General features: G+C 32.3%; 20 protein-coding genes and 1 tRNA gene. 6 read left to right on the top strand and 15 right to left on the bottom strand.

Going from position 1 to position 24,798, the window contains the following annotated elements; genetic code table 11:
* Nucleotides 1-219 precede the first annotated feature (219 nt).
* The 9 genes from H8K90_RS09905 to H8K90_RS09865 all read right to left on the bottom strand — a co-directional run bounded on the left by H8K90_RS09905 (nt 220) and on the right by H8K90_RS09865 (nt 9,159).
* Complete coding sequence (locus H8K90_RS09905; protein ID WP_186845802.1) at nt 220-2,739, bottom strand: PIG-L family deacetylase; 2,520 nt, start codon at nt 2,737-2,739, stop codon at nt 220-222.
* Nucleotides 2,740-2,821: 82 nt separating this feature from the next.
* Entirely contained in the window at nt 2,822-3,496 is a 675-nt protein-coding gene (locus tag H8K90_RS09900; RefSeq protein WP_246457644.1) for a hypothetical protein, read from the bottom strand.
* A 39-nt stretch (nt 3,497-3,535) separates the two neighbouring features.
* Nucleotides 3,536-4,618, bottom strand: coding sequence for a magnesium/cobalt transporter CorA (gene corA, locus H8K90_RS09895; RefSeq protein ID WP_186845801.1), 1,083 nt, complete (start codon nt 4,616-4,618; stop codon nt 3,536-3,538).
* Nucleotides 4,619-4,648: 30 nt separating this feature from the next.
* A complete protein-coding gene (locus H8K90_RS09890) occupies nt 4,649-5,182 on the bottom strand; it encodes a mechanosensitive ion channel domain-containing protein (RefSeq protein WP_186845800.1) in 534 nt (177 codons plus the stop codon).
* A gap of 48 nt (nt 5,183-5,230) precedes the next feature.
* Nucleotides 5,231-6,154 (bottom strand): septum formation inhibitor Maf, encoded by a 924-nt coding sequence (locus H8K90_RS09885; RefSeq protein ID WP_186845799.1) that lies wholly within the window; start codon nt 6,152-6,154, stop codon nt 5,231-5,233.
* An 81-nt stretch (nt 6,155-6,235) separates the two neighbouring features.
* Nucleotides 6,236-6,829, bottom strand: coding sequence for a Maf family nucleotide pyrophosphatase (locus H8K90_RS09880; RefSeq protein ID WP_186845798.1), 594 nt, complete (start codon nt 6,827-6,829; stop codon nt 6,236-6,238).
* Nucleotides 6,830-6,832: 3 nt separating this feature from the next.
* On the bottom strand, nt 6,833-7,801 hold the full coding sequence (locus H8K90_RS09875) for a geranylgeranylglycerol-phosphate geranylgeranyltransferase (protein ID WP_261799350.1): 969 nt from the start codon (nt 7,799-7,801) through the stop codon (nt 6,833-6,835).
* A gap of 36 nt (nt 7,802-7,837) precedes the next feature.
* Nucleotides 7,838-8,371 carry a KdsC family phosphatase gene (locus tag H8K90_RS09870; protein WP_186845797.1) on the bottom strand — a complete coding sequence of 178 codons (534 nt, stop codon included), beginning with the start codon at nt 8,369-8,371 and terminating at the stop codon, nt 7,838-7,840.
* An 8-nt stretch (nt 8,372-8,379) separates the two neighbouring features.
* Nucleotides 8,380-9,159: a Rossmann-like and DUF2520 domain-containing protein gene (locus H8K90_RS09865; protein ID WP_186845796.1), complete on the bottom strand. Its 780-nt coding sequence runs from the start codon at nt 9,157-9,159 to the stop codon at nt 8,380-8,382.
* Between the two features lie 70 nt (nt 9,160-9,229).
* Between H8K90_RS09865 and H8K90_RS09860 the strand changes: the two genes are divergently transcribed.
* The 6 genes from H8K90_RS09860 (at nt 9,230) to bshB1 (ending at nt 16,876) form a co-directional block, all read left to right on the top strand.
* Entirely contained in the window at nt 9,230-9,622 is a 393-nt protein-coding gene (locus H8K90_RS09860) for a group III truncated hemoglobin (protein WP_186845795.1), read from the top strand.
* A gap of 23 nt (nt 9,623-9,645) precedes the next feature.
* A complete protein-coding gene (mscL, locus tag H8K90_RS09855; protein WP_186845794.1) occupies nt 9,646-10,095 on the top strand; it encodes a large conductance mechanosensitive channel protein MscL in 450 nt (149 codons plus the stop codon).
* A gap of 103 nt (nt 10,096-10,198) precedes the next feature.
* Nucleotides 10,199-13,393, top strand: coding sequence for a cytochrome c biogenesis protein CcsA (ccsA, locus tag H8K90_RS09850; RefSeq protein WP_186845793.1), 3,195 nt, complete (start codon nt 10,199-10,201; stop codon nt 13,391-13,393).
* Nucleotides 13,394-13,537: 144 nt separating this feature from the next.
* Entirely contained in the window at nt 13,538-14,944 is a 1,407-nt protein-coding gene (locus H8K90_RS09845; RefSeq protein WP_186845792.1) for an MATE family efflux transporter, read from the top strand.
* A gap of 52 nt (nt 14,945-14,996) precedes the next feature.
* Nucleotides 14,997-16,154, top strand: coding sequence for a trans-sulfuration enzyme family protein (locus H8K90_RS09840; protein ID WP_186845791.1), 1,158 nt, complete (start codon nt 14,997-14,999; stop codon nt 16,152-16,154).
* A 2-nt stretch (nt 16,155-16,156) separates the two neighbouring features.
* The gene (gene bshB1, locus H8K90_RS09835; RefSeq protein WP_186845790.1) at nt 16,157-16,876 is read left to right on the top strand and encodes a bacillithiol biosynthesis deacetylase BshB1; all 720 of its coding nucleotides are present in this window, start codon (nt 16,157-16,159) and stop codon (nt 16,874-16,876) included.
* 99 nt (nt 16,877-16,975) lie between these two features.
* Here bshB1 and H8K90_RS09830 read toward each other — a convergent pair whose 3' ends face one another.
* The 6 genes from H8K90_RS09830 to H8K90_RS09805 all read right to left on the bottom strand — a co-directional run bounded on the left by H8K90_RS09830 (nt 16,976) and on the right by H8K90_RS09805 (nt 24,649).
* The gene (locus H8K90_RS09830; RefSeq protein WP_186845789.1) at nt 16,976-17,494 is read right to left on the bottom strand and encodes a hypothetical protein; all 519 of its coding nucleotides are present in this window, start codon (nt 17,492-17,494) and stop codon (nt 16,976-16,978) included.
* A gap of 101 nt (nt 17,495-17,595) precedes the next feature.
* Nucleotides 17,596-20,862 carry a T9SS type B sorting domain-containing protein gene (locus tag H8K90_RS09825; RefSeq protein ID WP_186845788.1) on the bottom strand — a complete coding sequence of 1,089 codons (3,267 nt, stop codon included), beginning with the start codon at nt 20,860-20,862 and terminating at the stop codon, nt 17,596-17,598.
* A gap of 121 nt (nt 20,863-20,983) precedes the next feature.
* The gene (locus H8K90_RS09820) at nt 20,984-21,469 is read right to left on the bottom strand and encodes a hypothetical protein (protein ID WP_186845787.1); all 486 of its coding nucleotides are present in this window, start codon (nt 21,467-21,469) and stop codon (nt 20,984-20,986) included.
* 240 nt (nt 21,470-21,709) lie between these two features.
* Nucleotides 21,710-21,785: transfer RNA gene (locus H8K90_RS09815), tRNA-His, on the bottom strand.
* A gap of 128 nt (nt 21,786-21,913) precedes the next feature.
* Nucleotides 21,914-23,491: a M28 family metallopeptidase gene (locus H8K90_RS09810; protein WP_186845786.1), complete on the bottom strand. Its 1,578-nt coding sequence runs from the start codon at nt 23,489-23,491 to the stop codon at nt 21,914-21,916.
* A 126-nt stretch (nt 23,492-23,617) separates the two neighbouring features.
* Nucleotides 23,618-24,649: a M28 family metallopeptidase gene (locus H8K90_RS09805; protein WP_186845785.1), complete on the bottom strand. Its 1,032-nt coding sequence runs from the start codon at nt 24,647-24,649 to the stop codon at nt 23,618-23,620.
* Between the last annotated feature and the right edge of the window lie 149 nt (nt 24,650-24,798).

The raw sequence follows: 24,798 nt of genomic DNA, 5'->3' as shown, positions 1-24,798 counted from the left end.
CTTGACAGAAAGCGAACCAAAAAGTCAAAACGATTTATAAGGAAATTGCTAAAGCACATTCTCTTTCAAAGTTACATGCTTGAAACTACGCTTCGCAGTTCCACTTTTTTGCTCATTATTTCTTAAAATCGTTTATTCCGACGTTGTCGAAAATCGGGACTTTCGTTTTTGTTATTGTTGGTTCTAATTAGTTATTTAGTTTTATTTCTCTCTAATTTCTTAATTTTTTAATGTAGCAGCATCTTCTTTTCCTGCTGAAAGTAGGTTAGCAAATAACCTATAAGCTCCAGAAACACCAGCTGGGAATTCTCTAAAGAAGCTTAAGCCTGTATAGATGTAATTTCCTTTACCATACTTAGCAACTAGTAAAGCACCTTCTTTAGATGACTCTCCTTTATCGTTGGAAGCGAGTAGTGGTGTAAATTCTTTAGACCATTCATTTGGGAAATACAATCCACGTTCTTGTACCCAACCTTCAAAATCTTGAATAGTAATTTTATTTGGAAAATTAAGAACAGGATGATTAGGCTCTAATATTCTTACCAAAGCATTTTCATCAGTAACACGATCTCGTGATAATTTTAAATCATATGGTGCTAAATTATCTACTTTTAATCTTCTATTGGTGTTATATTGAATTACCAGATTCCCACCTTCTTTTACATAATCTAGTAAGAATTTTTGTTTAAATTTTAATTCATCTACAATGTTGTAAGCTCTTATGCCAACAACGATGGCATCAAAATTAGAAAGGTTTTCTGGTGAAATTTGTTCTGGTTTAATAATGGTAACCTTATAACCGATTTGTCTCAAACTTTCAGGCACTACATCACCAGCTCCTTCAATATAACCAATATTATCACCTTTTTTTTCAATATCTAAGCGTACCACTTTGCTTTCACTTGGCATTAAAACCGTTTGAAATGGAATATGTTCGTAATCTATTTCTATTAACTCATCTGTGTAAAATTCACCATTAATATTTACCATTGGAGTTATTAAACCTTCACTCTTTCCTTTTGGAGGAATTACAGTAAATACCACTTTTTGAATATCTCCTTTATTAGCAATTTCTATCTTTTGCTTTTGGGGATAAACACTCCAATCATTAGGATAAGCCATTTGCACATAACCTTCAATAGCATCGCGACCAGCTTTTACAATAATTTCAATTTCTTTTTGTTGGTCATTTTCAAAAATGAATACTTTATCGCTTATGCTTGCTGATACTTCTGGAATAATTTCAAAAGGCCTATATAATTCACCTTTATCTGGTTTTGAATAGCGATATACAACTGGTTTTGTTATAGTTATAGGTGTACCATTTATATTTAAATTAAAGTCTACGAAAATAATTCTTGGTGTTTCTGGTAAGCCAATTAAATCTTGATATTCTACATGATACATACCCAATGTACTATGGTTGTTTAGCCAATATGGAGCTGTATAAGCCATATTGTGAGGAATTGTAATACCTTCTTCAAAATTTAAACGTTGGTTTTCTGGCAATTCCATATTTTTTGTAATGCCTTTATCTAAGGTGGAAAGATTGTACGACACCAAGTTGATTTTTGCATTACTTCGGTTTAAAACTTCCATACGCAGAGCAACATCAGAATTTGGCGAAGCTTGTGGAGAATTTGCCGACACTTCTAAATACAAACCAGTACAAGCTTCAATTATAGCTTTAAGCTCATTGGTTTTAATAGTTTTCCAATGGTTGTCGTTAACATTTTGAAGCAATCTATAGGCTTCTAAAAGTTGTGGTAGGTGAGTGGTAGGATTTACAAAATCAAAATTATTTTCAATTTTGGTCATAATGTTTCCAATGGCTTGTCCACCTTCAATTCTGTTCCAAGAAGTATCAATACCGGCAAAAACATCATTGCCATCATCTAAAGGCTTTCCTTTTAAAAATTCGATATATTCTTTTTGTGAGCCACGAGTCGTTAAACGACCAAAACCTTGACAAAGGTGTTGGCTACTTGCTAAAGAGGCCACTTCGTTATTAGACATACCTTTTGTTGGGTAATACACTCCAATATCAAAGTTGAGCATATTGCTTTTGTCCACTTTATCGAATTCTTCTTGACTTCCATAGCGCCACCAAGAGGTGTTGTAAAATAAACGTTTCGGCTGCCAAGTTTCAGTTAATTCTAGTTGACTACTATATTTTGAAGGATCGTTTGCTAAATCAAAAGCTTCTAAGCTTAACATCGCAGAACTAGTATGGTGTCCGTGAGTTTGTCCTGCTCGTCTGTGGTCAAATCGATTAATAATGATGTCTGGTTTAAATTCTCGGATGGCCCAAACCACATCAGAAAGTACTTCATCTTTATTCCATATTTCTAAAGTTTCGTCTGGATGTTTAGAGTAGCCAAAATCATTTGCTCTTGTAAAACGTTGTTCACCACCATCGATACGTCTTGCAGCTAAAAGCTCCTGCGTTCTAATAACACCTAAAAGCTCTCTTATTTCTGGCCCAATTAGGTTTTGTCCACCATCTCCACGGGTTAAAGACAAATAAGCAGTACGAGCCTTTACATGATTAGCCATGTAAGAGATTAAACGTGTATTCTCATCATCTGGATGCGCAGCGATATAGAGTACTGAACCTAAAACATTAAGTTTTTGAACAGCTTCGTAAATTTCTGAAGAATTGAGTTTTTGAGGTTGTTGGGCGTGTAATGAAAATATACTGCTTATAAAAAGCAAAAGACAGAGTCTAATCTGATACATGAGGTTATTAGTTAGTTGCTCTTCAAATATAGGAAAGATACTGTTTTATGCGATTTTTTTAGGTTTTGTTTAACGGTTTAAGCTAATCTTCTGTTTTTTCGAGTTCGTACAAATCTTTTTGAGTGAATTTTCGAAAGGAAAATTTATAACCTTCCCAAGCTGCTATAGCATAAAAGATGAGATCCATAGGACTTGCTGTTTCTTTTATAACATCAAAAGAATATGAATAATCAAAGTTTAAAAAGGTCTCAAAAAGTCCGTATCCTTCGCTGATTGCAACAAAACCAATAACACTAAATAGGTTGCCTAAAATACAACTAACTAAAGCTATAATTCCACCACAAATACCAAAAATTTGGTCAATGCCTTTTCCAAAAAAGCGCATTCCAAACCCTACAGCAGCACCAATTGCTATAGCTACTAAACCAATTTTTAGTCCTGTTGAAACGGTTATTGCTGCCCATGCTATGGCTGCTAGTACACCTATAAAAATTCCTGCAAAAATAGCAGCAGGTAAACTTTGCTCGGATTTTAGTTTTTCTAAAGTAGATTCCGAAATTTTGGATGTTATTTCAGAGCTAACCATTTCAACTTCGTCATCCATTTTGGCAACAGCAGTTTCGTCATGGTTGTAAGATTCACATTCTCCTTCAAAATCGGCAATTCTGCCAGTTAGTTTACATACAAGACCTAATTTTAGATCCATTTCTCTATTAGTACATGTTTTGCAAAATTTGAGGTGTTCTTGTCTAGTCATTTTTAAGATTTTGGTTGATTCTTTAGCAATTATAAGAATTTACAGCCATTTCTTACGTTTAAAATAAAATAATAATGCTATAAAAAGAAGTAGCATTACTCCTAAAAGAACAAAATAACCATAACGATATTTTAATTCTGGGATGTATTCAAAATTCATTCCATAGATACCAGCAAGGAAGGTGAGCGGTATAAAAATAGTTGACATTATGGTGAGTACTTTCATGACTTCGTTCATCTTATTGCTAATGGTTGTCATGTACATATCCATTAAACTCCAAATCATTTCTCGGTAAATATCAATGTTTTCTGATACTTGTATTAAATGGTCGTAAATATCTCTATAGTAGGTAATTGTGCGTTTGTAAATTAGTGGATGCTCACCTTTTTCTATTCGATTTATAATTTCACGTAATGGAAAAATAGCACGTCTTACTTTTAAAATTTCGCGCTTTAATTGTTGTATTTCAATATTAATGTTTTCTCTGGCATGTCCTTCAAAAAGTTCTGTTTCTAAGTCTTCAATTTTATTACCTAGTGTTTCAATTATACTAAAGTAATTATCAACCACTGCATCAATTAATGCATACATTAAATAGTCGGATTTTAATCCTCTTATGCGACCATTACTAAAACGTAGGCGTTCTCTTATAGAATCGAAAACATCTCCTTCGGATTCTTGAAAAGTTAAAACATAGTTTTTGCCTAATACAAAACTGACTTGCTCAATAACAATGTTTTCATCTTTATCGTAATAAAGCATTTTTAGAACTACAAAGAGATAGTCTTCATATTCATCTATTTTAGGACGTTGTGTGGTATTTACAATATCTTCTAGTACAAGAGGGTGTATATTGTATTGTTGTCCTATATTTTCAATTTGGTCAGTGTGTTTAAGACCATCTACATTAATCCAAGTTACAGAATCAGTCTCTTTGTAATTAATTGCATCTCCTATGTTTAAAAGTACAGATTCTTCTATCTTGTCTTTGGTATAATCGAAGCATTCTACCTGAAAATCTTTATCAGATTTTTTTCCTGTATAAATTAATGTGCCTGGAACTTGGCCAACATGTTTTTGGTAATCTGTTGTTCTTTTTTTGGCCTTACGTTTTAGAACCATGCATAAAGTTTTTTAAGTATCAAGGACAATTTACAAAATACTGCTGTCATCTAAAGCATCTTTTTCCATCAAGGTTACAGCTTTTTGTAAAATTAGATTGTTTGGATAGGTAACTAGGTCACCATTATCCTCTCTCAAAATTAATTGAAACGCTCTAATATCTTCGATAATAGCTTCTACAGGATAATCCTTATCGTGTATTTTAATTTTGTCTCCAACTTTATAAGGAAATGAAAAGAACATAATGACTCCAGAAGTGACATTGCTTAAGATGGACCAAATGGCAAATAACGCAATACCAATTACTGCAAATACAGAGGAAAAAATTAGTGTTATATCACCAACTTCTACACCTATAATTAATGCTTCTATTAGTAATGCTATAAAAACAAGGGTTACAGTGGCGTAACGACCAATTAGGTTAGCTCTAGCCTCTGTGGTTCCACTTTTTTTTCCGATTTTTTTGACAGTTATAACTATAATCGCTCTAATTATTAATAGTATAAATAATAATATAGCTGAATAGATGATTTCGTCTTTATAGGTAGAATAAAATTCATTCATGTTAAGTTGATTATCGCTAAACAAATATAGTTAGTGATTTTTATAAGTCTATTGTAATTTTAAAGTTTCTCTAAGAGCTTCGTCTATAGTACTTTTTTTATTCCAATAAGCAGATTTAATGGATTCTAATTTTGTGGCTTTGGTTGTTAATTTTTTAGCAGATGCGCCATAGCCACTTGTGGTAGTTTCTTCCCAACCTAGTATGTTGTGTGGAAAGCTGGCGTTGAAGTTTATTTTTAGTAGTCTATTTAACTCAGGGTAATATAAACTGTAAATTCCATTTTCTAAACTTGCTTCTGCCTTATATGCTTTGGTGGCATTATGAGTAAATCTGAGATATTCAATTGAAGGAATGATTTCTATAGATCCAACAGGAAGACTTTTTGGATCAATACGAAGCTTGGTCCATAATTCGTTCTCTGTTAGGGTCTTTTTTAAAGTAAAAGATTGATCTGCTTCACCTTGAAAATAGGAATGTGAGGTCACTTCAAAATCATCACGATTATTAAGTTGTGTATAGACGTGTCCACACCATTCTTGTATTGACGCAGAAATCTTTATTGCATGTTTATTATTAGCTACTGGATAAAAGGTGCTTTGCATTATGGAATAAGGGTAAATACCTGTGATAAAGTTTTTTGTAGCATTTAGCTTTAAAACGGGTATGTTTTCTTTACTATAATTATCTGCTTTTACTTGCACTTCTGGTAAAAAATCTTCAGTTACGTATACTAAAACAGCAGTGCCTTCTCTTAGTTCTCCATAACGTGCTTGTTCTAATTTATAGGATGTTATTTCTGCTTCACCATTGAACCAATACTCATTAAACGCTTTAGTAAGGACAGTTTTGGGTAATGCATCTTCGGTTTTAGGTTCTGAAATTGCCATAACTTCAGAAGGTTCAGTTTTTGCTTTTTTACAAGAATTAAAAAGAAGTAAAGAGAGACATAATAATAAGAAAATCTTTTTCATAACTTAAGTATTTAAGATTCTTTAAGAACACTTCAACAACGCTCGATGTTCACTAAAAATTAATACAGCAAAGTTACGATGCTAATTACCGTTTGCAATAGCATTTAACGTTTTGTAAAGCAAATGTGTAGGCAAGCCCACAACGTTATTATAAGAACCTTCCACACTAGTAATACCAATAGCTCCAATCCATTCTTGTATGCCATAAGCACCTGCTTTATCTAGCGGTTTGTAGTTTTTTACATAATACCAAATCTCTTCATCACTCAAAGCCTTAAAAATTACTTTAGTTATAGTATTGACTATGCTTTGTTTTGATATTTGAGTGAAACAAATAGAGGTTACCACCTCATGTGTTGAATTACTCAAAGATTTTATCATGTTAAAAGCATCATCTTCATCTTTTGGTTTGCCAATAGCTTTTTCGTTATGCCAAACAATGGTGTCGCTGGTGATTAAAATATCATTTGATTGTAAGTTCTCAATAAAAGGCTCAGCTTTTAGCTTTGCTAAATAATCTGTGATTTCATAACTTTTAAGAAATTCAGGATATATTTCATCAACAGGTTTTAGTTGAATTTCAAAATCGAGATTCATCGCTTTTAAAAATGCATGACGACGAGGTGAAGCCGAAGCTAAAATGATATTGAAATTTTTGAGTTTGTCGTTTAACATCTATTATCTTAAAGTGAAATTATAGACCAATAATGATAGCATACCTGTAAGCATTACGAGTTTTAAGATAAGACTAATATGTCTGTAATGCGATTTTTGCTCAGCACTAAACAATTTTATAGTAATATAAATTAATGGTGCAATTACAAAGATTAAAAAATAGCCTACGAGAAGTTGTTGTTTAAATAAATTAGAGATGATATAATATACAACAGAAAATAAAGGTATTAATGATAAGAAAAAAACAATTTTATTAGTACGCTCTCTACCTACAACTATAGGAAGCGTTCGCATGCCAGCTTTATGGTCGCCATCTATATCTTCAATATCTTTTACCATTTCTCGCAGTAGATTAATCATAAATGCGAAAATGGCATAATCTAAAATAATTCTGAAAAAGAAAATTTGATTAATTCTATTGCTATCGTCTATTACGGGAATTAATTCAAAAACTCCCACTAAAATAATACTTAAGGCCACCACTAAAGACACAACAATATTGCCTACAAGTAACATTTGCTTTAAGTAAGATGAATAAATATAGAGCAGAGCAGAAGCAACAATGAAAATGACAAAAAAGCCAGATTTGCCAATACCATTAGATAAATAAAACCCTAAACCAACTCCAATTACATTTAGAATAATAAATAGCGCAGAAGCTGTTTTTTCAGAAATATGTTTATTAATAATCACTTTTTCTGGTTTATTAACTTTATCTGTTTCAATGTCGTAAACATCGTTTATAACATAACCTCCAGCGGCAATGCATACAGTAGCTAATACTAAAAGGAAAAAAGCCAATGGACTTAAAGCCGTTGCAACTTCTCCACTTCTAAAATAGGGTAAAAGCAATGCGTATTTAACCAAAATTTGCATTAAAGCAATCATTATTAGGTTTTTCCAACGAATTAATTTAAAAAAGTGAATCATATTTAAGTTTGGATAGTGTATTTTATTTTTTACATACTTCATACTTCATACTTCATACTTCATACTTCATACTTCATACTAGTCATACTTAGCGTCAAAGTTACCATTCCATTTACTTTGCACTTTAAGTACTTGTTCTATAACATCTCTTACAGCACCTTTTCCTCCATTTTTGTGAGAAATATATTTAGAGATAGCTTTAATTTCTTGCACAGCATCTTGAGGGCAACAAGGTAAACCTACCAATTTCATAACCGGATAATCTGGTATATCATCTCCCATATATAACACTTGCGATTTTGCAATACTGTTTGCATTTAAGTAGTCATTAAGCTGTTCAATTTTGTTGTGCGCTCCTAAGTAAATATTTTTTATACCTAAACCTGCTAAACGCTTACGGACCCCTTCATTAGAACCACCAGAAATAATACACAAATTAAAACCAGCATCTACAGCAGTTTTTAATGCAAAACCATCTTTAATACTCATGGTGCGTAGCATTTCACCATCAGTTGTTACTGTAATAGTACCATCGGTTAGCACACCATCTACATCAAAAATAAAGGTGGTAATGTCTGCTAAATATTCTTTATAACTTTTATCGTCGGTCATTATAGGTGTTATTTTTTGTTAGATGGTAAACTGTAGTTATGTGTCTTTTTTATTGAAGCAGTAAGCAATTTGTAAATCGCTTTGTGGTCTTCATTTTCAATTTGCTTTAAGTGTCGTTTTATAGTCTTTTTATCATTCCGCTTCGCAGGACCTGTCTGAGCTATATATGGTGACATATCTTGTATTTTCTTTGCAGTTTCCTGTATTAAAGGCTTTAAGATATCAAATTCTATATTTTTAGTTTCACAAATTTCATGACCAATTCTGTATAATTGGTTGGTAAAATTATTAACAAAAACCGCAGCCAAATGTAGGATTTGTCGCTGATCTGTAAATATTTTATGAGCCTTACAACCAACTGCCTTCGCTAAGTCTTTTAAAACTTTAAGGTTTTCTTTTTGATAAGCTTCTATACATATAGGTACTTCAGAAAAATTAACATCGGCATCTTTAGAAAAAGTCTGCAAAGGATAAAATACCGAAATCTTATTTTTTTTATCTAAATCGTGCATTGCAACACTGCCAGAGGTATGTGCAATTAATCTATTCTCAAAAGGTAAGTCTTGAGACAATTGCGCTATACTATCATCACTAACCGCTAAAATGTATATATCGGCTACTTTTAATTTAGATAAATCATTAATAATATCAACCTCATTTTTATAGGACTGAATTGATGATAAAGTTCTATTATACCATTGTGCTACTGAAACTTCTTCAGCTTTAGAGAATGCTTTATACAAATGCGTGGCTACATTACCTGCGCCAAGTAAGACAACTGATATCATGCTGTAAAAATACTAAGATTTCCCATTTAAGAATAAGAACTTTTAGATTAAAGCAATAACTTTGAATATTATGACAAAAAGCGACATTAAAACGAGAGCAGATATTTTTCAATTGGTATCTAAATTCTACGAAAAGGTAAGAAAAGATGACGTTCTTGGTCCTTTTTTTAATGAAACCATTAAAGATTGGGATTCGCATTTAGATCATCTAACTACGTTTTGGGAATCGAGTTTATTTTTAAAAACAAAATATTACGGAAATCCGCTCGAAGCTCATGTAAAAGTAGATGCAGCTCACAATAATGCCATTACAGAATTGCATTTTGGTTTATGGTTAAACTTATGGTTTCAAACTATTGATGAATTATTTGTAGGTGATTACGCTGAAAATGCCAAGCGACGTGCTCGTAAAATGGGAACCTTTTTATATTTAAAGATTTTTGAAGCTAGAACAAAGAATTGATAATTTAGAATAAATAATATAACATGAAATTAATTAAGGAATTTAAAGAATTTGCGGTAAAAGGAAATATGATGGATATGGCCATTGGTATAATTATCGGTGCAGCTTTTAATAAAGTGATCGATGTATTGGCTAAACAAGTTATTTTGCCTCCATTGTCTTTACTTTCTGATGGAGTAAATTTTGAAAATAAGAAGCTCGTTCTTAGAGATGGAATAACCGATGCTTCTGGTACAATTACTACGACAGAAGTTGCCATCGCTTATGGTAAATTATTTGAAGTGTTTTTAGATTTTTTAATTATAGGATTCACCGTTTTTATTGTTGTTAAGGGAATGAATAGATTGCGCAATAAAGCACAAGACACAAAGGATGAAACTGTTGTAACACCAAAAGACATTCAACTGTTGTCAGACTTAAAAGAGTTAATGGAAGAGCAAAATAAATTACTTAAATCAAATGGTTCTAAGTAGCCTTTTTTATTCTAATAAATTTAACATCTTTTGATGCTTTAAAAAGCATCTCTAAATGAGCAAAAAGGCTTATCTTTGCACGAGCTTAAAAATGCTTATAGCTATGCAAAAGAAAATCGCTAATATCCTATTCTCCACAAGACTTACTGCTGTTTTATTTATTGTTTTTGCCGTCGCAATGGCAACCGGAACAATTCTAGATAGAAATATGGATACCTCACCAACACCGTATACAAGGACATTAATTTATAATGCATGGTGGTTTGAAGCGATTATGGTCTTTTTTGTTATCAATTTTGTGGGTAATATTTTTAGATATCGTTTACATAAAAAAGAAAAGTGGGCGACTTTAATTTTGCACTTATCCTTTATTTTTATTCTTCTTGGAGCTTTTATAACACGTTATATTGGTTATGAAGGTAGAATGTCAATTGGTGAAGGTGAAACTGTTAATGAGTTTAGATCTTTAAAAACCTATGTTACGGCTTATGTTGTTGGAGATTATAAAATTGATGGAGTTTTGCAACGCTATAATTTTCAACGAGAAGTTGATTTTTCACCAAGACTAGATAACGACTTAGATGAAACTATAACCTACGATAATATTCCTGTTAACTTTAAACTTAAAAAGTTTATTGCTGGTGCGGAAAAGGATATTGTACCAGATGCATCTGGCGAAAGTTACCTCAAAATTGTTGAAGCTGGTGATGGAAGACCACACAATCATTTTCTTAAAGAAGGTGAAGTTTCTAATTTGCATAATGTCCTTATTTCTTTAAATAAAGAACAAGAAGGAGCCATAAACATAATGAATACTGATGAAGGGTTATTCATAAAATCTCCTTACGCAGGCGAGTATATGACTATGGCAACCAGAGCTCAAGGAAAGTTGGTTAAAGATAGCTTGCAACCTCTTGTATTGCGTTCGCGATATATTATTGGAAATATGCAGTTAGTATTTCCTAAACCAGTAATTAAAGGTGTGTTTGATGTTGTTAAAAAACCCGTTATTCTAAAAAATGACGAAGATGGCATTGTTATAGACGTCACTGTTAATGGAGAAACAAAAAGTGCTAACATAATTGGTGGTCCGGGAACTTTTAATCCAGTTGAAGAAATTGAAGTTGGTGGCTTAGAAATAGCTTTACAATATGGTTCTCGACTAGAAAAATTACCTTTTTCTGTAAAGTTGAATGATTTTATTGGTGAAAAATATCCAGGAACCGAAAACTCGTATTCATCTTTTGAAAGTAAGGTGACTATTCTAGATAAGGAAGAAGGTGATTTTGACTATCGTATTTATATGAATCATGTATTAGATCATCGAGGTTATCGTTTCTTTCAGGCAAGTTATCATCCAGATGAAAAAGGAACTATTCTCTCTGTAAACCACGATCGCTGGGGAACTTATATTACTTATGCTGGTTACATGTTGTTGTACTTTGGTTTAATGGCAATTCTATTTGCTAAGCATACTCGTTTCGATGATATAAGAAGCAAGCTTAATAAGTTAAAGAAGAAGAAAGCAAAAATGATGAGCATGATTTTGTTACTTCTTAGCTTTTCTGGATTTGCGCAAGAACACTCAGAAAATGATGGTCATGGACATCCTAAAAAAACAGCGAAGGCGCAAATTGATTCAATTTTAAAAGTACATATTACACCTAAGGAACATGCTGCTAAGTTTTCGGAAATGGTTATCCAAGACTATAGTGGTCGTATGATGCCGATGCATACATATGCTTCTGAAATGCTTCGAAAATTAAGTAAAAGCGATGTTTATGAAGACTTTAATGCTTCGCAGGTTTTTCTTTCAATCCAAGAAAGTCCTATGCTTTGGTATAATGTACCAATTATCTATTTAAAGAAAAGAAAGGCTGATTCTATTAGGTCAATTATCGGTATAGATTACGATGAAGAGTTTTCAAGTTTTATAGATTACTTTACACCAGACGGAATGTATAAGTTGGCTCCTTATCTAGAAGAGGCCTATAAAGCTCAAGTACCAACAGGATTTCAGAAAGAAATTAAGGAAGCAGATTCTCGCGTAAACTTATTGCACAATACAATTGAAGGACGTACAATAAAGATATTTCCTATTCCAGGTGATGAAAACAATAAATGGATTTCTTCATTAGAATTTAGAGAAGAGGGCTATAGAGAAAAGATAGAAGATACGCTTTATGGTAATTTTATAAATAATGGTTTTACAGCATATTTGGTAACGCTTAATAATGCTAAACAGACAGGAGATTACACTAAAGCAGAAGAGTTATTGTCTGGAATTAAAAAGACGCAACAAAAGTTGGGTAGCGAAGTAATGCTCTCTGATGATAAAATTAAATCAGAAATTCTTTATAACGAATATGATATCTTCAAACGTTTGTTTAGTTGGTATATGTATGCGGCCACTATTTTGTTTGTATTGATTATAGTGCAGATTTTTAAGTATAAAAGCAAGGGACTTAAAACAGCTATCAATATTTTTATTGGTGTTATTGTTCTATTATTTGCAATGCATGTAGCAGCTTTAATTTGGCGTTGGTACTTATCTGGTCATGCACCTTGGAGTGATGCTTACGAATCTATGATTTATGTAGCATGGTCTGTGATGTTATTTGGATTGTTACTTGGAAGAAAAAGTAATTTAACAGTCGCAGCTTCTGCGTTTGTATGTTCTATGATATTAATGGTTGCACATTGGAATTGGATGGATCCTGCAATAGCAAATCTTCAACCTGTATTGCAAGGGTATTGGTTAATGATACACGTTTCTGTAATTGTAGCAAGTTACGGCCCTTTTGCTATAGGTATGATATTAGGAATCGTAGCCTTGTTGTTAATGATCTTTACCAACAAAGAGAATCAAGAGCGTATGCTCATTAATATTAAAGAGCTTACTATTATTAATGAAATGGCATTAACTGTTGGTTTGGTAATGTTAACTATTGGTAATTTCTTAGGAGGTATGTGGGCTAACGAAAGTTGGGGAAGATATTGGGGTTGGGATCCAAAAGAAACTTGGGCGTTGATTAGTATTATGATCTATGCTTTTGTTATACATATACGTTTAGTACCTGGTTTACGTGGACGATGGTTATATAACTTTTTATCAATTATAGCTTTTGCTAGTATTCTAATGACTTATTTTGGAGTTAATTTCTACTTATCTGGTTTGCATGCTTATGCCAGTGGAGACCAAATACTAAGTTTTCAATTCATTGCCATTGCAATAGTTTTAGTAGCGCTTTTAGGATTCTTTGCTTACAGAAAGTATAGGGTTTATTATAAAAAGTGATTTGTTTTAAGAAAATAATGCGCATATTTGTGTCATTATGATTGCATAAGTAAAAATATACGGAAAAAATTATCGCATCTTCTTGCGATGTCAATAGTCAAACATCTGCTGTTTGACATATCTCTATATTAAATTTTTTAAGTAATGCAATCGAATAAAATTTCAATAAAACAATTTTTTAAATATTTTAAAATCGCTGTTTCTGGAAAGGAACAAGATTTTACCACAGGCAGTATACGCAGAGCCGTTTTTATGCTTTCTATACCTATGATTTTAGAAATGCTCATGGAATCTGTCTTTGCAATTGTAGATATCTTCTACGTCTCTCAAGTAAGTGTAAATGCAGTTGCAACAATTGGCTTAACCGAATCCGTTATTACGTTAGTATATGCTGTTGCTATTGGTCTAAGTATGGCAGCTACCGCAATTGTTGCAAGACGGATTGGTGAAAAAGACAGGGAAGGAGCTTCACAAGCTGCTGTACAGGTTATTTTTCTCGGAGTATTAGTCTCTTTAATCATTAGCGTTATTGGTATTCTCTACCCAAAAGAAATTTTAGAACTTATGGGTGGTGAAGCAGATCTTATAGCCGAAGGTTATGGTTATACACAAGTACTGCTTGGTGGAAACGTTACCATTATGCTGCTATTTTTAATTAATGCTATTTTTAGGGGAGCTGGTGATGCATCAATAGCCATGTGGGCATTGGTGCTATCTAACGGTCTTAATATTATTTTAGACCCAATGTTTATTTTTGGATTTGGTCCAATACCAGCATATGGAGTAGAAGGTGCAGCAATTGCTACCACTATAGGTAGAGGTACTGCTGTCGTTTTTCAATTGGCTGTTCTTTTTTATGGCTGGAGTAAAATTAAAGTTGCTTTTAAAGATTTAGTGTTACGTGTTGCAGTAATGATTAATCTTATTAAAGTATCACTAGGAAGTATTGGTCAACTCTTACTTGCTACATCATCTTGGGTGTTTTTAATGCGAATTATGAGCGAATTTGGTAGTGAAGTACTAGCTGGTTATACTATTGCCATTCGTGTAATGATGTTTACATTAATGCCTGCTTGGGGAATGAGTAATGCAGCAGCTACTTTGGTTGGACAAAATTTAGGTGCTAATAAAGCAGATCGTGCTGAGCAGTCTGTTTGGAAAACAGGAAAATTTAGTGCCATTTTTATGGGTATTGTTTCTGTTTTTTACTTGGTTTTTGCTCCACAAATTGTTTCATGGTTTACACCCGAAGTTGAGGTGATTAAAAATGGCGCATTGTGTTTAAGAATTATTGCTGCTGGTTATATTTTTTACGGTTATGGTATGGTAATAATCAACTCTTTTAATGGTGCAGGAGATACTAAAACACCAACTTGGATTAATTTTATTTGCTTTTGGTTATTTCAATTACCATTTGCCTATCTAATGGCATTGACATTTAATTTCGGTCCAATAGGCGTCTTTTTGGCAATAACACTGGCAGAAGTTTTAATCACTATTATCGGAATTATTTGGTTTAAAAAAGGCTATTGGAAATCTGTTAAAGTCTAACGTTTAATTTGTTCCTTTTTTACTAAATTTATAAACATTCAATAAAAAAGATATGACTAATAAAAAAATGGGTATTAATACCATTTGTACTCACATTGGAGAAATAAAAGATGAACAATTTAAAGGCGCAGTTTCACCTATGTATTTAAGCTCGTCTTATGAGTTTTTAGATGTAGATGTAAAGCGTTATCCAAGGTACTTTAACACACCAAATCAAGAATATTTATCAAAAAAGATTGCTGCATTAGAGCGCACAGAATCAGCGTTGATTTTTAGTTCTGGTATGGCTGCAATAAGTCATATGTTTTTGGCTTTTCTGCAAAAAGGTGATCATTTGGTGGTTCAAAATACTTTATATGGTGGAACCGTGAATTTTATAAAAGAAGAATTCCCTAAATATGGGATAGAATATACTTTTACAAATGGTTATAAAGTCGAAGATTTTGAAGCTGCTATTCAACCAAACACAAAATTAATTCATATTGAAACACCTTCAAATCCTTTATTAACGATTACAGATATTAAAGCAATTTCAAAGCTTGGAAAAGCTAAGAATATCTTAACATCAATAGATAATACTTTTGCTTCTCCTGTAAATCAAAATCCAATAGATTTAGGTGTTGATATGGTAATGCATTCTGCAACTAAATATTTTGGTGGTCACAGTGATATTTGTGCAGGTGCAGTAGCTGGTTCAGAAGAAATTATTGAACGTATTTGGAACGTTGGAAAAAACCTTGGTGGAAGCTTAAGTGACATGACGGTTTGGATGTTAGAGCGTAGTATGAAAACCTTAGGTTTGCGCGTAAAAACGCAAACTAAAAATGCCATGAAAATGGCTAAATGGTTAAATAAGCACTCTCAAATTTCCAAAGTTTATTATCCAGGTTTAAAATCGCATCCAGAATATAAATTGGCCAAATCTCAAATGACAGGATTTGGTGCGATGTTGTCTTTTGAGTTAAAAGATGATTTAGATGCACTAGAATTTCAAAAACAATTAAAACTTATAAAATCGTCAATGAGCTTAGCAGGAGTTGAAAGTACTATGATTTCACCACATCTTACGTCACATGCACTATTAACGCAAGAAGAGCGCGATAAAGTAGGTATTAGTAACCAACTGGTTCGTTTTTCTGTTGGTATTGAAGATGTGAAAGATTTAAAGAGTGATATCGACCAAGCGATTAATAAAATTTCAAAAAAATAAGAATGAAGTTAGATATACTAGCCATTGGAGCACATCCAGATGATGTAGAATTAGGTTGTGGAGCAACACTAGCAAAGGAAGTTGTTAATGGTAAAAAAGTAGGAATTATTGATTTAACAAGAGGTGAGCTGGGTACTCGTGGCACAGCTGAAACTAGAGATGTAGAAGCTTCTAATTCTGCAAAAATTCTTGGAGTGCACGCCAGAGTTAATATGAAGTTTGCAGATGCCTTTTTTGTAAATGACAAAGCACATCAACTAGAAATTATAAAAATGATTCGTTATTACAAACCGGAAATGGTGATTTGTAATGCAATTGACGACAGACATATAGACCATGGTAAAGGAAGTCAGCTAGTAAGTGATGCTTGTTTTTTAAGTGGATTAATTAAAATTGAAACTAGTTTAGGTGATAACAAAATTCAAGAACCTTGGAGACCGAAAGCCGTATATCATTATATACAATGGAAAGACATAGAACCAGATGTAGTTGTTGATGTTTCTGGATATATGGATACCAAAATGAAATCGGTTTTAGCTTATGAAACTCAGTTTTATGACCCAAATAGTGAAGAGCCTGAAACACCTATATCGAGTAAGAATTTTACAGACAGTATCGATTATAGAGCTCGAAATTTAGGTAGGCTAGTTGGAGTAGAGCATGCCGAAGGTTTTACTGTTGAGCGTTATCCTACAGTAGATTCTTTATTTGATTTAAAATAATTTTGGGAACTTAGTATAGATAAGACAGTTTTATATTAGGAGTTTAATCTTTAGTTACTCTTTTTAGTCTTGTTTAGTGAATTCTTTTGATGTAATACCTTAATTATAATTTAATAATTTATAAAGTTTTCCATAATCTCCAGATTGTCCGAATTCTATGGTATTGGCGGATGTCCCTAGAATTTGACTATTTAAACAATCAAAACATATTTTTGCGATTCCTATTATTGAATCCGATTTTTTAAATATTAGAATGTCTCTATAAACATGAACACATGCAAGTGCATAAACTTCGTCATGATGTTTTTCTCGAAATATTTTATTTAATTCTACATGTTTAGTTGATGGGACTTTATTCTTTTTAAATCCTAATACTGTAAGTCTAGGAATAAATGTAGTATCTGTAATTTTTTTAGGCTTGTTATTTAAAATTATATCAAGCTTTAGTTGTTGATTTTTAGAGATATTCTTCTTTTCTTCAAGGTCAAATAATTCGTTTTCATCTATTTTAATAGAATAATGGTTTACTTCGTCAAAGTGAAAATAATAATCTCCATTCTGTTGACAACTACTAAAGATTAAGATTATAATTACAGATTTAATTAGCGGTTTGGTCAATTTAGTTACATTTTATATGTCTCAATAAGTGAAATGGCGCTTCCATATCATTTTATAGGTAAGAAAGATGTTGTTTCAGTCTTATAAACAAAAAAAGGTATTTACCTTTTTAACGAAAAATGACCAGAAAAAGTTCTACCATTACCAAGGTCTGTTCTAAACCAATAATCATTAGACATCATTAGTTTACCATTATGTTGTCCATTCCAACCTATTTCATTTGATGTTATAGTTGCTAAATGCTTTCCAAATCTATCAAATATTAATGTATTAGAATTTGGGAAATTAACGATACCTTTAATTTGCCAAAAATCATTAAATCCATCATTATTTGGTGTGAAAAACTTTGGATAATCAATCACTGTAACTTCTTCCGAATCTTGTCCGCAACCATCTTTATCTCTAACAAAAACTGTATAAATTCCACCAAGAATATTTGAGAAATAATTGCTGTCTTGGAAATTATTACCATCAATTGAATATTCAAAATCTCCATCACCAAAAGCAATAATTTCAATAAAATTATTCCCTAACTCACCAAAATTTATTGTTTCGATTTCGGGTAAAACAGAACGAATAAGTGTAAAATTAAATGTGTTTTCACAAGTTATACCATTCTCAATTTGTGTAACTGTTAATTGATAATTTCCTTCATCTGCAATATCTACGCTATTAGTGTTAGAAACTATAGTGCCACCTTCATAAATCCAATTATATGAATTAAAACCAGAGTTTATAATTAAAGGTAATGATGGTTCTAAATTACATATAAAATATTCGTCTTGTAAGTTAATTTCAGGCAATTCATTTACGATTAAATCAAAATTGGTTTCTGAATAACAATTTGGATTAGCTGTATCTTCTATTATAACATTAATAGTTTGAGAAAAAGGTTCTGTGTTTTGAAATAATAATGGAAGAGGACTTGGTAATGGATTGTTGCTAGTATCAAAGTAGGTAACTGTTAAACCTGTTTGGTTTCCAATTATTTGTTGCTCGATAAGGGATGTGTCAAAATGGGCATATCCATTTCCTTCATTACATGCAAATAGATTATTTGGTTGATTAATATTTGGTTGTGTAACAGTTTGCAATTGTAAAGTTGTTTCTGAAAAGCAGGTTGAATTTGGATTAGTAACCCTTACAGTAATTAATTCACTGAAAGCAATTGAATTTGTATAAGGATTCGGTAAAGGTAATGGTAATTCAATACCAGCTTCATTAAAGTAACTTACTAGAAAACCTGTTTGCCCATTAAGTACTAGACTTTCAATATTAGAAATATCAAAGTATTCTGAAATACCATCATTGTTGTCATCACAACCATATATTGGTTGCAACGGATTGGCAATTGGGTTAGTGCTTATGGTCAGGTTGATATTTATGTCCGATGAGCAATTAGTCGAAGTATTAGTTAGACGTGCTATAATATAATCTTGATTAGCCACAAGGTTCTCATAACTATTGTAGTCGGAAATTGAAATTAAATTATTATTACTATCTAATAATTCAAGCATTAAATCTGGTTGCCCGTTTATAATTTCATTAGGTAAATTTGATAAATTAAATTCAGCAAAACCATTAGATACGTTTTCACAACTCGTTAATGCTAAATTAGTTTCTATTTCAGGTAAAGGATTTACGATTAGATCAAAAGTTGTTTCAGAAACACAACACGGGTTATTGTCATTTGCTACTCTTACGATAATTGTTTCTAAACCACTAATTGTATTGGTAAAAGGGTTTGGTAGGGAGCTATATTCATTACCACTGCCATCAATATAAGTTATTGTTTTATCGGTTTGCCCTCCAAGTACCTGAGTTTCGACCGCACTTACATCAAAGGCAGATGATATGCCTGTATTAGACACGTCTTCACAGGCATAAATATTATCGATTCCATATGCGTTAGGTGGTTCATAAACCTCAATGGTCTCTGATAAGACTTCAACACTTCCATCTGATGCCGTTACAGTTGCTGTAATAGTATATACGCCATCAGCCGAGAAATCGTGAAATGGCGACAAGTCATATGAATTATTGTTTAAACCTGAAGCAGGATCACCAAAATCCCATAATACAGAGTTAAAATTGTCGTTACCTTCTATACTAAACTCTTTCAAAAACTCTGAGCAAATGTTTGTCACCGATATACCAAACGAGTTACTAATATGATTTACATTACCAGTTACATTTATATAAAAGTTAGAGTTTGGATATCCCATATCTGTGGCTGTTACAAATCCATTTACTGGTGTTCCGTTTACAATGCAACCTCGCTGCCATGATACATCATTATCTACTGTTGTACCACCTATAAAAGCAAGTGCATCACCGGAAACAATTCCTTTGTGTACTTCAACTAAAATTCTTTCTACATTAGCAGGTACCGTGATTGGCGTGTCAAATAATACTTCAATGATTTGAGGACTGTCTCCAATTCCATATTGTAATGTTTGGTACTGACTACTACCTATTAAATCTGTTTCTGAAAAAGAGGCAGGAAAATTATCATCTATGGCGTAAATACTAAAATTAATCTCTGGTAGCCATCCAGTATTATTTATGGCAACTTGTCCTGAATTAATAACATATTCTTCATTATTTGAAATTCCAAAATCTGATAAAGTAAACGTCCTTGACCAGTAAAGGTATGATGATGAGCATGAAAAAATATTGGTTTTAATAATATCCCCACAGGTATTATGAGTTAGTCTAGTCGTTGGACCATTACTAAAAGCATTGAAGGTTTCACCAGTAACATTAATATAAAAGTTGGCATTTGGCACAGGATTCGGTAAGTCTGTAGTTGGAGTTATACCATAACTTTCGTCGCAACCATAGTAATAAGACACTCCAGTATCATTTTCCGTTCCGGCAATAACCACTATTGCGGACTCAGGGTCATAAACGCTCCAATACTTTTCTACAGCGACTAGAATTTTTTCGGTACCTGCAGGAATAATAACAGGTTCATTAAAATCGGTTTGAAGAATCTCAGGCTCCCCATTTATTGTTGGTGCTGTTCCAATGCCACGTGTTCCTAACAATGTTGGTGGGTATAAAGAATAAGGATAATTAGGAAAATCACCTCCAACACTATAAATTCTGAATTGTAAGTTAGCACCTGGATTTGATTCGGAAAAAGCTATTTGCCCTGACGTTATTGCAAATTCTTCGTTTGGACCAACCCCAAATTCAGAGAGGTCAAATACCCTCATCCATGTTTCATCGCCTTCACATGAAAACATTCCAGTGGCTATTGGAGTTTCACCAATATTATGCGTTAAGGTAATTTGGGCCTTTGATTGAAAAATGCAAAAAAGAGAAATAATTACAATAAATTTAAGCTTCAAGGTTTTTATCATTTTTTAGTTTGGTGACAACTAGTTCAGTTACAGTTTCTTTTGTTTGAGTAGTAATTTAGTAAAAAAGTACTAAGTGTGCGAAAATTCGTTAAAATTTTCGATATATGCACTTACGATTTAATTATTTATATACTTTGTTGGCAACACTATTTTTTAATTCAGTCGGTTTACTAATTATTCGTTTGATAACGTATGAAATTAAAAGCCCGATTGAAAATGTTGTTAATACTGTACAAACAACAAAAGCAAAAATAGGAGGAACCATCATTAGAATTTTTTCTTCCTTAACTGTTATGCTAATGATCAAACAAAAAGTTGTCCAAATAATTGCATTCACAAGTGTTGAATATTTGAAGGAAGTTAGAAGTAAAGACTTTCCGTTTTTAATATTCTTATAGGCTACTTTTCCGCCTATCCACAAAGAAATTATAAACGCAACCACAAGTCCGATAGTTGAGATTCCGTATGTACCAAGAATAACAATGATCATTAGTCCTTCTCCAAATAAAAAACTCGGAACAAAAATAGTTGCGAAAACAATAATAATTCCGATTGGTGCTCCTATTAAATAAGAAGTTAGAATACTATGTTTTAATTTCTTTTCCATTCGTTTTACGATTCTTAGAGTAATCGTTGCCAATGTTTAAAATATCAACTATATGTTGTAAAATACTCCAAACATAGTATAATTTTTTAAATGGTTGTAAGCGAATGAAATGAAAGATTGATTATGGATTATAGTTGTTTGATATGCAATCTATTAATCACTTGATAAAACTTGTGTTATGACATATTATAGTAAAAATAAAAAAAGCTTCTCATTACTGAGAAGCTTTTTACTAATTTAGGGTGGAAGACCGGGTTCGAACCGGCGACTTTCGGTACCACAAACCGACGCTCTAACCAGCTGAGCTACAACCACCATTTTAATTAGGACTGCAAATGTAATTTATTTCCAATTTTCTGCAAAACCTTTTTGAACTATTTTTTAATAAAAAAAGCCTTTCAGTTAAGTTACTGAAAGACCCTTTTTATCTCTGTTTTTAAAATCCTATTCTGCAGCTTTATCTACAACAACTCTCGCATCTCTATTTGCAATCTCCCAAGCTGTATGGAAAACTAAACGTGTTCTGTTTTCTAATAAATCGTATTCAATTTTATCTGGCGTATCACTTGGCTTATGATAATCATCGTGTGTACCATTAAAATAGAATATAACAGGAACATTGTTTTTTGCAAAATTATAATGATCTGATCTGTAATAATAACGATTCGGATCGTTTTCATCATTATAAGTGTAATCTAACTCTATGTTTGTATATTTTTTGTTAACTTCTTCAGATAGATTATGTAAGTCTGTACTTAGTTTGTCACTACCTATTAAATAAACATAATTTCTATCTCCTTCCTTACGTTTAGGATCTGTTCTACCTATCATATCTATGTTAAGATCTGCAACTGTATTTTCTAATGGAAAGATAGGGTCGTTATCTGTGTAATGTCTCGAACCTAAAAGTCCTTTTTCTTCTCCAGTAACATGTAAAAATAATATTGAACGTTTTGGTCCATTTCCAGCTTTTTCAGCCATTTTAAATGCTTCAGCTATTTCTAAAATAGCAACTGTACCAGAACCGTCGTCGTCTGCACCATTGTATACTTGTCCATCTTTTATACCTTCGTGGTCTAAATGTGCAGAAATTACAATAATTTCATCTGGTTTTTCAGTACCTTTTATATAAGCTACAACATTTTCAGAAATTACTTCTTCTGCATTATTTTCTATTGCTAAATTTATTTTAGAGTCCAGTACTTTTGGCGTATTATCTTCTAAAATAGATGCGTGTAGTGCTTTACCTAAACTTTCATTAATCATTAGCATGGTCATGCCAGCTTCATTACTTTTTAATGATAAACGTCCAGAAGCACCAGACTCAGCCTGTCTTTTAAAAAAACCTGCATATCTAGGAAATAATCCACTATCCATTAAAAGCATGCCTTTTGCGCCATGGTCTCTTGCTGCATCTCTTTTGCTCGATAAAGATTGACGACCACTAGACCATTTTGTCTCTTCATTGGTACCAGACGTAACGTAATTGCCATTTGCGTCCTTTGGCTCACCAGCTTTTACCAAAACTATTTTACCTTTTACATCAACATTTTTATAATCTGAATAATTATCAGCATCAATACCAGAAGCAACATATACAATGTCATTTACAGAAATATCAATACTTTGATCTGCTGCTAATACAATATGATCTTCAAAACTATTAAACGTTTTACCGTTAACACTCAATTGAGCTTCAGCAATTTTTTGTTTCTCTAAAGGCACTTCTTGAAAGTAATCGTCACCACCTAAAGGTGTCGGAATTCCTAAAGCTAAGTATTGTGCTTTTAAATATTCTACAGCCATTTTCTGACCTTTTTCTCCAGTGTTTCTACCTTCAAATTCATCAGATGCATATTTGTATAGCATTGTTTTTAATTCATCTGAAGTAATTGTTGATGCGTATTCCGAAGGATCTACTGTTTTAGTTGATACTTTAGCAGAAGCAGAATTAGTTTTAGAAGAGGTTCCGCAGCTTAATATTAAACCAGAAACACAAAGTATTAGTAGTGTTTTTTTCATTTTATTAAATCGTTAAGATAGTTAGTTGTATTAGTAATATGTTGATTATAAAAAAGTAAGTAAGTAAAATTACAAAAATTGATAGGGCTTTGAGTTAAGGCTAAATTTCTTTAACAAACTTTAACACTAAATAATCTCTGGGCTTAATCGCTTATCTGAGTTGGCAATATACCAAGCTGTGGCAAATATGAATCTTGCTCGTTTAGTTAACAAAGGGTAATTAATTTTATCAGCTGTATCAGTTGGTTGGGTATAATCTTCGTGCTCGCCATTAAAAAAGAAAATTACAGGCACACCTTTTATTGCAAAATTATAATGATCCGATCTATAATAATAACGGTTAGAATCATTCTCAGCATTGTATGTATAGTCTAAATCTAAATTTGTAAATTCACTATTGGCTTTTTGGGCGATAAAGTGTAATTCGGTACTTATTCTATCTGATCCAATAAGGTATATGTAATTCTCATTATCTTTATGTATAGGATCAACACGACCAATCATATCTATGTTAAGATCTGTTATGGTGTTTTCTAACGGAAAAATAGGATTGTTTGAATAATAACGCGACCCATGAAGACCGACTTCTTCAGCAGTTACATGCAAAAAAACAATACTTCGTTTAGGTCTATATCCATCTTTTACAGCGCTACTAAATGCCTCAGCCATTTCTAAAACCGCTGCAGTGCCAGATCCATTATCATCTGCACCATTATAAATTTCTCCATTTTTTACACCTTCATGATCAGAATGTGCAGTAATAAAAACATATTCTTCTGGGTACTCGGAACCTTCTATATAAGCAATAATATTTTGAGAGTCATTTAGGTTATTTGGTAAAACATCTTTTGGAACCTTTTGGTAATAATTAGGATTAGATTTTGGCGCTTTAATATTTTGAGATTTATAATATGCTCTTATGTAATCACAAACTTGGTTGTGTCCTTCTTCACCAGTCATTCTGCCATTGTATTTATCTGAAGCTATTTCTTCTAAATGATTTTTTAACTCATCAGCTTTAATAGTATTGATATATTTTTCAACAACGCTTTTATCATCAAATGCAATACTGTTTTTAAGATTATTAACTTTTTCGCTGTGTCTCAGAGTAGAGCAAGAACCAACAAGGATAAGTGCAGACGCAAATAATATTTTCATGTGATTGTATCTATTGTTTTTTATCACATGCGTTTCGTTTTTTTTTATTTTCCTTTAAACGATAACTTTTTGCATGCTTATTACATGTAACTAAATGATTTAGCAAAAATAATATAAATAGACGAAATTTTTTCTTACCACCTTGGTGA

It is taken from the genome of Winogradskyella echinorum (genome assembly GCF_014297365.1).
GTDB lineage: Bacteria > Bacteroidota > Bacteroidia > Flavobacteriales > Flavobacteriaceae > Winogradskyella > Winogradskyella echinorum.
This window is presented reverse-complemented; position numbering and strand designations above follow the sequence as displayed.

Coding starts and splice junctions, on each gene's coding strand:
- H8K90_RS09810 (WP_186845786.1), bottom strand. CDS start 23,491: ATGAAAAAAACACTACTAATACTTTGTGTTTCTGGTTTAATATTAAGC.
- H8K90_RS09860 (WP_186845795.1), top strand. CDS start 9,230: ATGACAAAAAGCGACATTAAAACGAGAGCAGATATTTTTCAATTGGTA.
- H8K90_RS09845 (WP_186845792.1), top strand. CDS start 13,538: ATGCAATCGAATAAAATTTCAATAAAACAATTTTTTAAATATTTTAAA.
- H8K90_RS09880 (WP_186845798.1), bottom strand. CDS start 6,829: ATGTTAAACGACAAACTCAAAAATTTCAATATCATTTTAGCTTCGGCT.
- H8K90_RS09885 (WP_186845799.1), bottom strand. CDS start 6,154: ATGAAAAAGATTTTCTTATTATTATGTCTCTCTTTACTTCTTTTTAAT.
- H8K90_RS09905 (WP_186845802.1), bottom strand. CDS start 2,739: ATGTATCAGATTAGACTCTGTCTTTTGCTTTTTATAAGCAGTATATTT.
- mscL (WP_186845794.1), top strand. CDS start 9,646: ATGAAATTAATTAAGGAATTTAAAGAATTTGCGGTAAAAGGAAATATG.
- corA (WP_186845801.1), bottom strand. CDS start 4,618: ATGGTTCTAAAACGTAAGGCCAAAAAAAGAACAACAGATTACCAAAAA.
- H8K90_RS09805 (WP_186845785.1), bottom strand. CDS start 24,649: ATGAAAATATTATTTGCGTCTGCACTTATCCTTGTTGGTTCTTGCTCT.
- H8K90_RS09825 (WP_186845788.1), bottom strand. CDS start 20,862: ATGATAAAAACCTTGAAGCTTAAATTTATTGTAATTATTTCTCTTTTT.
- H8K90_RS09870 (WP_186845797.1), bottom strand. CDS start 8,371: ATGACCGACGATAAAAGTTATAAAGAATATTTAGCAGACATTACCACC.
- H8K90_RS09875 (WP_261799350.1), bottom strand. CDS start 7,801: ATGAAGTATGTAAAAAATAAAATACACTATCCAAACTTAAATATGATT.
- H8K90_RS09890 (WP_186845800.1), bottom strand. CDS start 5,182: ATGAATGAATTTTATTCTACCTATAAAGACGAAATCATCTATTCAGCT.
- H8K90_RS09840 (WP_186845791.1), top strand. CDS start 14,997: ATGACTAATAAAAAAATGGGTATTAATACCATTTGTACTCACATTGGA.
- H8K90_RS09865 (WP_186845796.1), bottom strand. CDS start 9,159: ATGATATCAGTTGTCTTACTTGGCGCAGGTAATGTAGCCACGCATTTG.
- ccsA (WP_186845793.1), top strand. CDS start 10,199: ATGCAAAAGAAAATCGCTAATATCCTATTCTCCACAAGACTTACTGCT.
- bshB1 (WP_186845790.1), top strand. CDS start 16,157: ATGAAGTTAGATATACTAGCCATTGGAGCACATCCAGATGATGTAGAA.
- H8K90_RS09820 (WP_186845787.1), bottom strand. CDS start 21,469: ATGGAAAAGAAATTAAAACATAGTATTCTAACTTCTTATTTAATAGGA.
- H8K90_RS09900 (WP_246457644.1), bottom strand. CDS start 3,496: ATGACTAGACAAGAACACCTCAAATTTTGCAAAACATGTACTAATAGA.